1 protein-coding gene is annotated in these 2956 nt (G+C 36.1%); it reads left to right on the top strand.

Translation table 11 applies throughout. The annotated features are described in order from the left end of the window. The first annotated feature begins 92 nt into the window (after positions 1-92). Positions 93-2936, top strand: a complete 2844-nt coding sequence (locus GQR46_RS18240; protein WP_165741919.1) for a PQQ-binding-like beta-propeller repeat protein — start codon at positions 93-95, stop codon at positions 2934-2936. Positions 2937-2956: the final 20 nt, after the last annotated feature.

The following is a 2956-nucleotide window of genomic DNA, read 5'->3' as shown; positions in this document are numbered from 1 at the left end:
TAATTATAGCAATTAAAGTGGTTCTCTTGTTTAATTATTCCGCATAATAGAAATATAAAATGTTTGAGTAAATACTTAATTCAGGGATAAAAATGAAAATTATAATCAAAAAAATGTCATACCTTGTATTATGTGTATTGCTAACAAGCGGTTGCACTACCGCTAGTCCTAGTAGATTAGGGCCTTATGTAACGCCTGCGTTGTATAGTATTGAAACCCCATACACTATTAGTAAAGTGAGATCAGCTAATCGCAAATCTGGCTCATACATCGTAGGCTCAAGTTACGAGGGGACTTTATTTGCAGTAGATTATGACGGTAAAGTTTTATGGGAAAATAAATTGTCTGGTTTTATGAACCATGATGTTTGGACACAAGATATTACCGGTGATGGTAATGATGAAATATTGACCGCTAATGCAGATGGTCATGTGTATTGTTTATCCGACAAAGGTAAATTGAAATGGTCATTTAAAATTAATGATGCACCTATGTACTCTGTTACTGCTATAAAAAAAGATAATACTTCATATGTGGTCGCCGGTGGTTTTGATAATAATTTTTATTATTTAGACACTCAAGGTAAGTTAATAAAAACCATTGCATCTTCAACTTATTCAATTGAAAAATCGCGCCCAAACAAAGCAACCAAAGATAACCCTCAGGCGCGCTCTCAACCAGCTAAACGTCACTCAATCAACTTTTTAAGAGCACTTAAACAAGCCGACGGTAGTGATGTTTTAGCGGTGCTAGGTGTTGTTAATTCAATGCAAGGATCTGGCGCTATATATTTATTTAAACCACTCGTAGATAAGCCATTTATTGCTGACCCATTAAAAGCGATGCGCTCACCCATTGGTGATATACGTGTAGTAGATATTGATGACGACGCAAATCAAGAGGTGCTTTTGGGCAGCACTAAAATGAAAAACCAAAGCATCGCCTTATATGATCCTAAAACAAAGTCTGAAACCGTTATTCCATTAAAAACAATATCACCTATATTCGGTAAGTTTGGTTATCGAATAGCTCAAACCGAACTAGTTGAATATCAAGGTGAAAAAAGTATATTTATCCTTTACGGTAATAGTTTAACTATTATTCCTGCCACTATGAAAAAAGCTAAAACTAAAGCTAATGTGGTTACAGGAAAGTATTCGTATAACGATATGTGGAAAGACCCTGCAACAAATAAAATTATTTTAGCCAGTAGTCAAAGTGGTGGTAGCAGCATTCACGTTTTAGATATTGCGAAAAAAGGATGGGATAATCAATTTAAAAACTTAAACCCTCCTGGAAAAATTGCTGCTATTTTGAATAATATTGACAAGGTAAACCAGCAGTTAACGCATTACCAAGAAACGACATATAAACATAAACCATTACCTGTATATTTAATGTCTGATATAAATAAGACATCAAAGAAAGTGGTTAAACACATCACGAATGAATACGATAGCCCTATATTTCTTGATTCAGGCAACCTGGGTACTGAAAATTGGGATCGTTCTGCAATACCGAACAAGGTTTATCAAAATAAACGTGACCGAAGAAAAAAATATGATTTATCGCAAGCCGAAATATTAGAAAAAGCCAAACAACTCTACAGTGGTGATGTTGGTGCAGCCTATTGGGGCGGTCATGGTAACGATCCATACTACCGTAGTTTAGATACTCATATTAAAACCTTAAAAGTAGCCAATGGGAAAAAATCTGTTTTAATTTTTCCTGAAGTGGCTCACTACGATAAAGATTTTGAAATAATGTTAGAAGATTTTATGTTTCCTTTAGCGGAGGCGGCACAAAAACTCAACGGCAACTTGTTTTTAAGGAACAAGCACACGTTCTGGCAATCAATGGTTTATAAAAAAGGGTGGTCAAGGCTAATTTCCGGTGAATTTGCCGATGTTTTTGTACCTGCAATGGAAGAAACTACTGATAAATCGATGGAATTAAGCATTGCCGGTAGAGTCGGTTTGTGGGCTAGTGGTTCGGTTAACAGTTGGGGAGCGCGTTTAGCTCGAGACAACACAAGTTATGATCGATTAAGACAAAATTCGCATCAAATGTTGCCTAATCATGCTCTGCGACAGTACATCTATAGTGCAGCTAATGGCGCGACTTATATTAATAATTTTCCTGTTGACCAAACACACATGAAAACCTTTTGGGATTTAATTGGCAAAGGCGCGTTGTACATACCTAAACCTAATGAAATTTTAAGCTATTCACCTGTAAATATTGGCATGTTGCCACCAGATAACCATTATTTAGATGAAGGGAATAATGTTAAAACAACGTCGCTGTATGATCAAAAGGTCGAAGATGAAAATCCAATGGTATTCAGCCGACTAAATGGCTCATGGCCTGGTGCTCCTGTGACTGAGTGGGATTTTTCACGTTATGCCGCAGGTGTTAAAGAAAGGCGTTTGGGTTTCTTACCTCAATACCCAAACGGTTTAGTGTTAATTACACCACCACAAAAGGGCGTATTCGCTGATGATAAAGCAGCTAGAGGTGCTTTAGTTGATCATTTACACCCTATTTATAAAAACATTATGCAAGAGTACTTAACTGACGGTAGGGAGTATGTTTCTGCAGATGGAAAACAACATTTTTCAGCAAAAGAGTTTTATAAAACGATAGAAAAAAGTATTAAAGAGAAATCAGCGTTATTACCAATTACCGTTAAAGGAAATGTTGCCTGGGTTGTTGCGCAAACATCCCCTACTAATTTACGTTTAACCTTGATTGACGGCGGTTATATTAATCCACAAACAGCACTAGCTGAGGTAACCTTTAACACTATATCGCCTAAAAAAATTAAAGATATTTTGTCAGGGGATGAGTTTAAAATCACAAATGGGAAGATTAATGTTCAGTTACCTACAGGTGGGTTTAGGTTTTTAGATATCACTTTAGAAAAACGATTATAGAAAAATGGGTGCAATAAAAG

Source organism: Pseudoalteromonas sp. Z1A6 (genome assembly GCF_011378745.1).
In the GTDB taxonomy this organism is placed as follows: domain Bacteria; phylum Pseudomonadota; class Gammaproteobacteria; order Enterobacterales; family Alteromonadaceae; genus Pseudoalteromonas; species Pseudoalteromonas arctica.
Note: the sequence above shows the minus strand (reverse complement) of the source record. Positions and strands in the feature narration are given on the sequence as shown.